Consider the following 7,145-nt stretch of genomic DNA (forward strand, 5'->3'; position numbering starts at 1 on the left):
GGCCGAGTTCCTCGACCACTTTCTCTTTCTGGGCTCTATCCACAGTTTCACTCCAGTTGATGGAGGGGCGACCCCTCCGGCTCGTTCCGGCACGGCGCGAACGCCATGCCACAAGGTCCGATCGGGTCGTCACATCGCCAGCCGGGCCGCACGCGGCACCGGAAAAGATGTCTCTTCCCGTCTCGGGCAGGACTTAGCGAATGCGAAAGCAGTCAGCCCACCGTCTCGGACGAAACGACGGCCCGCACGAATCGAGCGGGCCACCGTTCGGACGGCGTAACCGGTTTGAAAGGCGTTGCCAAGGCCCGCGGGTGCGGAAACCGCACGCGGACACACGGACCCTGCGTCACCTGCGGAACATAGCATCCCGCCGCGGCTCTGCCCATCCCCGCGCCGCATTTTCATGCAGCCGCGGGACGACGCGGCGATCCCGTCGCCGCGCCTGCGTGTCGGATCAGGGCTTGCGCCGCGGCGGCTGCGCGCCGCCCGGCCGCTTGCCGGCCGCGCCGGCACCGAACTTGCCTGCCGGCTTCGCGCCGAACTTGGCGCCCGGCTTGCCGCCGGGTTTCGCACCCGGGCGCCCGCCGGGCTTGCCGGCCGGCTTGCCGCCCGCCCCCTGGCGCGGGGGCACGAACCGTTTGGACGTGTCAGACGCGTCGGCGCGCGGGGCCGCGGGGCGTTCCGCGCGCTCGGGTGCGCCCGAGCGCGGCGCGCCGCCCTTGTAGCCGCTCGGCTTGCCACCGAAGGACCGCCCGCCGCCGGGCTTGCCCTCTCCGAAGCGCTTGCCGCCGGGGCGCGAATCCGTGCTGCGCTCGCCCGATGCCTTGCCCGCGGGCGTGGACGGGCGCGCGTCGTCGCGCGGCGGACGGGCATCCGCGGCTTTCCGCGGCGCGCGCGGTTTGTCGCGGTTGTCGTAGCTCCGCTCGGGCTTGGGCGCGGACCAATCGGACTTCGGCGCGGCGCGCTTGGACGTCTCGTCGCGCGGCGGGGGCGCCGTGCGCTCGGCGCGCTCAGTGACCGGCTCCGCCTTGGGTTCCGGCGCGGGCGCCGCCTTGGGCTCGGCCCGCTCGGGCTTCTCGGAGAACCCCTCGCGCGGCTTCGCGGCCGGCTTGCGCGGCGGTTTCGGCGCGCTCTCACGCCGCGGCGCAGCCGGCCGGCTTCCGGCATCCGGCGCGCCGTCCATCTTGCGCGCGGTCACGCCCTTCTCGAGCTCGCCACCCGCGCCCAGCGAAGACAGGAAACCGGGCACCGCCGCATCGGCCAGCTCAACATGCGTCTCGGATTGCTGCACACGGATCGCGCCGATCGAGTCCTTGTCGAGCCCGCCGGCCCGGCACAGCAGCGGCAGGATCCAGCGTGCCTCGGCCCGGTCGTCGCGACCCACCGACAGCGCGAACCACGTGCTGGGCCCGAAGGGCGCGCGTTCCTTGACGGGCGCGCGCGTGTCCGGCGACACCAGTTCCTCGGGCGCCGAGTGACGCTCGCGATAGAGCCGCAGATACGCGGCCGCGATCGCCTCGGGCGCATGTTGTGCGGTCAGCTTCTCGGCGAAAGACGCTTCGACCGCGGTGATCTCCTCGGACCAGACGGGATCGGCCAGCAGGCGTTCCTCGTCGCGGCGGAGGATCTCGTCGGCATCGGGCGCGGTCGTCCAGTCGGCGCTGACGCGGGCGCTGCGCAGCAGGCGCTCGGCCCGGTTCGCGGCCTTCGGCGGCACGATCAGCGCCGAGATCCCCTTGCGACCGGCCCGGCCGGTGCGTCCCGAGCGGTGCAGCAGGCCCTCGGCGTTCGACGGCAGCTCGGCGTGGATCACCAGTTCGAGGTTCGGCAGGTCGATGCCGCGCGCGGCCACGTCGGTCGCCACGCAGACCCGCGCACGCCCGTCGCGCATCGCCTGCAGCGCATGCGTCCGCTCGGTCTGGCTCAGCTCGCCCGACAGGCAGACCACGGCGAAGCCGCGGTTGGCGAAGCGCGCGGTCAGCCGGTTCACGGTCGCGCGGGTGTTGGCGAAGACGATGGCGTTCTGCGCCTCGTGGTAGCGAAGCACGTTGATGATGGCGTTCTCAGCGTCCTGCTGCGCCACGCGCAGCGCCTGGTAGCTGATGTCGGCGTGCTGGCTGCGGTCCGACAGCGTCGTCACGCGCACCGCGTCGCGCTGGTAGTGCTGCGCCAGCGTCACGATCATCGGCGGCACAGTGGCCGAGAACATCAGCGTGCGCCGGTCGGCCGGCGCCTCGCCCAGCATGAATTCCAGATCCTCGCGGAAACCGAGGTCCAGCATCTCGTCCGCCTCGTCCAGCACGATCGCGCGCAGGCCGGTCATGTCCAGCGAGCCGCGCTTGATGTGGTCGACCAGACGCCCCGGGGTGCCGACGACGATATGCGCGCCGCGCTCCAGCGCGCGGCGTTCGTCGCGCATGTCCATGCCGCCCACGCAGGATGTCACCCGCGCCTCGGCCTTGGCGTAGAGCCAGCTCAGCTCGCGCGTCACCTGGAAGGCCAGTTCGCGCGTGGGCGCGACGATCAGCGCCAGCGGTGCGGCGGCCGGGCCCAGCGTGTCCGCGTCGCCCAGCAGCGTGTGACCGATGGCCAGGCCGAAGCCCACCGTCTTGCCCGATCCGGTCTGCGCCGAGACCAGCAGGTCGGCATCGCTGAGGGCGGGGTCGGTCACGGCCTCCTGCACCGCGGTGAGGGTATCGTAGCCGCGCTCGGACAGCGCCTGGGACAGGGAAGGGATCATTCGCAAAACCGATCTGGTGGCGCCCGCGCCGCGGCACGGGCCGTCTCTGGGAAGAGAGGTGGGAAAGGATGCCGCCTAACGCAACGGCGGGGGCATGTATACGGGGAAAATTCGTGACCCGGCGGCGGGCGCCTGCCGGGTGCGCGCCGGCGTCGCGGCGCGGGGCAAAGAAAAAGGGCGGACCGACCGGCCCGCCCCTCGTCGTCTCATGTGCCTGGGATCAGGCCGCGCCGGTGGCGCTGTTCACGTCGACGGTCACGCCCGGGCTCATGGTCGAGCTCAGCGCGATCTTCTTCATGTAGGTGCCCTTGGCGCCGGCGGGCTTGGCGGCCGACACCGCGGCCACGAAGGCGCGGATGTTCTCGGCCAGCTTGGCCTCGTCAAAGGACGCCTTGCCGACGCCCGCGTGCACGACACCGGCTTTCTCGGCCTTGAACTGCACCTGGCCGCCCTTGGCGTCCTTGACCGCTTGGGCCACATCCATCGTCACCGTGCCGACCTTGGGGTTCGGCATCAGGTTGCGCGGGCCCAAGATCTTGCCCAAGCGACCGACGATCGGCATCATGTCCGGCGTCGCGATGCAACGGTCGAACTCGATCGTGCCGCCCTGGATGGTCTCCATCAGGTCCTCGGCGCCGACGATCTCGGCCCCGGCTTCCTTCGCCTCGTCGGCCTTGGCGCCGCGGGCGAAGACTGCCACACGGACCGTCTTGCCGGTGCCGTTGGGCAGGCCGACGACGCCACGGACCATCTGGTCGGCGTGGCGCGGGTCGACGCCCAGGTTCATCGCGATCTCGACGGTTTCGTCGAACTTCGTCGAGCCGGCGACCTGCTTGATCAGGCCGATGGCCTCCTCGACCGACAGGTTCTCCTTGCCGGCAAAGGCTTCGCGGGCCGCGCGGGCACGTTTTCCGAGTTTCGCCATGATCTTACCCCTTCACCTCGATACCCATCGACTTCGCCGAGCCGAGGATGATCTTCATCGCCTGCTCGACATCGGTCGCGGACAGGTCGCGCATCTTCGCCTCGGCGATCTCGCGCACCTGCTTGGTGGTGACGGTCGCGATCGTCTCGCGGCCCGGCAGCACGGCGCCGCGCGGGCGGTTGCGCTTGCCCACCGGCTTCAGGCCGGCGGCCTTCTTGAGGTAATACGACGCCGGCGGCGTCTTGATGTCCATGGTGAAGGACTTGTCCTGGTAGTAGGTGATCTCCGTGGGGCACGGAGCGCCAGGTTCCATCTCCTGCGTCTTGGCGTTGAACGCCTTGCAGAATTCCATGATGTTGATGCCGCGCTGACCCAGGGCGGGGCCCACGGGCGGCGACGGGTTGGCCTTGCCTGCAGGGATCTGCAGTTTCATCTTGCCGGCGAGCTTCTTTGCCATCGGCGTTTCCTTTCAACCGGCCCCGTGACGCGTCGCGGGGCGTTTCGTTGCGTGGTCTGGTCCGGACATCGCGATGCCCTCGCCTCCCACGGTGATGCGGACCCGCGGGCCCGCTTTCCCTCAGCCCTCTTTCGAGACCTGGGTGAATTCCAGCTCGACCGGGGTTTCCCGACCGAAGATCGACACCGCGACGCGCAGGCGCTGATTGTCGTCGTCGACGCCCTCGACCATGCCGTCGAAGCCCTCGAACGGGCCGTCGTTGACCTTGACCTTCTCGCCGATCTCGAAGTGGATCAGCGTGCGCGGCGCTTCCTCGCCCTCCTGGACGCGGCCGATGATGCCGTCGACCTCGGCGTCGCGCATCGGCATCGGGCGACCCTGCGGGCCCAGGAAGCCGGTCACGCGGTTGATGCTGTTGATCAGGTGATAGCCCTTGTCGGACATCTCCATGTGCACCAGCACGTAGCCCGGCATGAAGCGGCGCTCGGCCGAGACCTTCTTGCCGCGGCGGACCTCGATCACCTCTTCGGTAGGGACCAGCACTTCGTCGATCTGGTCCTCGAGCCCCTGTTCGGCCACCGCCGTCCGGATCTGTTCGGCGATCTTCTTCTCGTAGTTCGAGAGGACGCTAACCGAATACCACCGTTTCGCCATCTGGCCCAACCCTTGTCCTTGCCGGCCGTGCCGGTTCATTCCACACCGCGCGTGCGCGCGTCGCTTCGTTGTGTCGCGCGTGCGAACCCGCGCGGGAAGCAAAAAAGCGGCGCGCAACTCGAATCATTGCACGCCCGTCACGAAGTGGCGCGTGATTACCCGCGCGCCTGCGTGAATTCAAGTACCGCCGGCGGCCTAGCCGAAGATCGTCAGAACGCCCTGCAGGCCCTGCCGGATCAGAAGGTCGACGATCGCGAAGAAGATCGCGGTCAGCGTCGCCATGATGAAGACCATGATCGTGGTCAGCACCACCTCGCGGCGGGTCGGCCAGACGACCTTGCCGACTTCGGCGCGGACCTGCTGGACGAATTGAAGCGGGTTGGTGCGGGCCATCGCGTGAAAGCCTTCCTCGTGAACGTTCCGCGCTCCTTTACGCCGGCCGCCGCGCGATTACAAGGCCGGCCCGGCCCGCCGCGTGGCGGTCACGGGCGTGCGACTTTTCATCACGAAACGTTTATTTTGTCGGCCATTTTCGGGCGGAACCCGTGCCGGCGACACTCGTTCGCGCGCGCGTGGCGATCCCGTTTTTTGGTCAAGTCCGAGGCGGGCCGCGCCAAAACCCGAAAACCGCCGCAACCGTCCCGGAACCCACGGCGCCAGCGATTGTTTTGGTCCCAGACGGCGCGTCGGATCGCGGCGCGTCACTGCGATTGAACGCAAGGAAAGGATACACGCAATGAAACGCATCTTTGCAACCACCGCCCTGAGCGCAATGCTGGCAACCGGCGCATTCGCGCAGACCGAAGCGCAGATGACCGAAGTTCAGCGCTTCCTGCCCGACACCAACGTGGCGCTGCTCCCCGAGGAAACGATCCAGGAGCTGGTGACCATCGCATACGGCGGCGGCTCCTTCGGTGACCGTCAGACGCGCATGCGCTCGATCGTCGAAGGCGAAGGCGTCGTGACCGCGACCTTCACCGAGGCGCAGCTGGTGCAGATCAGCACCGTCGCTCCGGACGTCGACGTCGCCACGATGACCGACGCGCAGATCCTGCAGGCGATCTCGTTCGTCAACTCGGAAGACAACCAGGCCGACGCGGCGCAGAAGATCCGCGCGCTGGTCGAATCGGACGACGATGCGATGCTGATGCTGACGGACGCCGAGATCCGCGACATCCGCCTGATCGCGCCCGAGCTGGATCTGACGACCATCACGGAAGACCAGGCCATCGAGCTGCGCGCCGCACTGGCGACCGGCGACCGTGATCAGGTCATGACCGTGGTCGAGAGCATCGAGACCATGTAATCGCCCCACGGCGATGACAGACCAAAGGCCGTCCCTCCGGGGCGGCCTTTTTTCGTGCGCACGAGACGCCACGCCCCGGGCCGCTGCGCACGCGGACGTCGCAGGCGCTGCCTCGACGTATCCATCATTTCAGGAAATGGCAGGGGCAGCAGGGCTCGAACCCGCGACCTACGGTTTTGGAGACCGTCGCTCTACCAACTGAGCTATACCCCTGCGGTGAGGGCGAGGTACGTCAACGCCGGGCGGAAATCAAGGCCAGTTCGATAACTGAATTCACGGATTCTTCCGTCGTCCCTTTCTGCCTTGATGAGTACGATCCCACTCCGTTCTGCCCCGCGCCCGATGCAAACCGGCCTTGCGTCTGCGCGAAGGCTCAGGCGCCCGATCGCCCGGCGGCCCCGCCCGTTTCTTCAGGAAATGTGCGTTTTTGCGGTACCCGTATTTTTCCGCATGAAGTCAAGCACAAGAGGCCGTTACCGCGGCGAGATCAGCTTGTTATTTTCCTTCTCCAACCCTGTGCCCCACCTGTTTCGTGTCGAGGCGCACAGACCTCGACAGCATCACACCGGGCCATGTGCCCAACCAAGAACAAGGAGAACCGACATGAAACGCACCATCGCAACCGCCCTGATCGCCGTCGCCACGCTGGGTACCGCAACCGGCGCCATCGCTGCCCCGAGCCAGGCGCAGCTGAACGACATCGCACGCTACGCGCCGAAGGCCGACCTCACCGAGCTGTCGACCCGCGAGGTCAACGTGCTGCTGAGCGCCATCCACAGCGGCGACTCGGAGAACCAGAAGCGCCTGTTCGTGCAGTCCTACATCAACGGCTGACCGGATGCGCCTGGGCGGCTCCGGTGCCGCCCGACGCCGCAAAGGCCGCTCCTTCGGGAGCGGCCTTTTACGTGTCCGCGTCGCGCACGTCGTGCGCTGCCCCTCGCAACGGATCATCCCGGCACGAAAAAGGGCGCCCCGCGGGGCGCCCTTTCGCATCTCTCGTCAGGCTTCGCCTTACTCGACGATCTTCGAGACGACGCCCGAGCCGACGGTGCGGCCGCCTTCG

At 68.3% G+C, this 7,145-nt stretch carries 7 protein-coding genes and 1 tRNA gene; 2 read left to right on the forward strand and 6 right to left on the reverse strand.

Translation table 11 applies throughout. The features are described from left to right. Positions 1–454: 454 nt before the first annotated feature. The 5 genes from ACFDTC_RS16705 to secE all read right to left on the reverse strand — a co-directional run bounded on the left by ACFDTC_RS16705 (position 455) and on the right by secE (position 5,169). The gene (locus ACFDTC_RS16705) at positions 455–2,740 is read right to left on the reverse strand and encodes a DEAD/DEAH box helicase (protein WP_375260012.1); all 2,286 of its coding nucleotides are present in this window, start codon (positions 2,738–2,740) and stop codon (positions 455–457) included. A 220-nt stretch (positions 2,741–2,960) separates the two neighbouring features. Then, positions 2,961–3,665, reverse strand: a complete 705-nt coding sequence (rplA, locus tag ACFDTC_RS16710; protein ID WP_375260013.1) for a 50S ribosomal protein L1 — start codon at positions 3,663–3,665, stop codon at positions 2,961–2,963. Positions 3,666–3,669: 4 nt separating this feature from the next. Next, complete coding sequence (rplK, locus tag ACFDTC_RS16715) at positions 3,670–4,122, reverse strand: 50S ribosomal protein L11 (RefSeq protein WP_089883704.1); 453 nt, start codon at positions 4,120–4,122, stop codon at positions 3,670–3,672. A gap of 120 nt (positions 4,123–4,242) precedes the next feature. Next, positions 4,243–4,776, reverse strand: coding sequence for a transcription termination/antitermination protein NusG (gene nusG, locus ACFDTC_RS16720; protein WP_375260014.1), 534 nt, complete (start codon positions 4,774–4,776; stop codon positions 4,243–4,245). Positions 4,777–4,971: 195 nt separating this feature from the next. Continuing rightward, positions 4,972–5,169 carry a preprotein translocase subunit SecE gene (secE, locus tag ACFDTC_RS16725; protein ID WP_375260015.1) on the reverse strand — a complete coding sequence of 66 codons (198 nt, stop codon included), beginning with the start codon at positions 5,167–5,169 and terminating at the stop codon, positions 4,972–4,974. An 82-nt stretch (positions 5,170–5,251) separates the two neighbouring features. Between secE and ACFDTC_RS16730 the strand changes: the two genes are divergently transcribed. Then, positions 5,252–6,082, forward strand: a complete 831-nt coding sequence (locus ACFDTC_RS16730; RefSeq protein ID WP_375260016.1) for a hypothetical protein — start codon at positions 5,252–5,254, stop codon at positions 6,080–6,082. A gap of 137 nt (positions 6,083–6,219) precedes the next feature. Here ACFDTC_RS16730 and ACFDTC_RS16735 read toward each other — a convergent pair. Next, positions 6,220–6,295 (reverse strand) — tRNA-Trp (locus tag ACFDTC_RS16735). 390 nt (positions 6,296–6,685) lie between these two features. Between ACFDTC_RS16735 and ACFDTC_RS16740 the strand changes: the two genes are divergently transcribed. After that, entirely contained in the window at positions 6,686–6,916 is a 231-nt protein-coding gene (locus ACFDTC_RS16740; protein WP_375260017.1) for a hypothetical protein, read from the forward strand. The last annotated feature ends 229 nt before the right edge of the window (positions 6,917–7,145 follow it).

Source organism: Citreimonas sp., from assembly GCF_042096055.1.
Classification (GTDB): domain Bacteria; phylum Pseudomonadota; class Alphaproteobacteria; order Rhodobacterales; family Rhodobacteraceae; genus Citreimonas.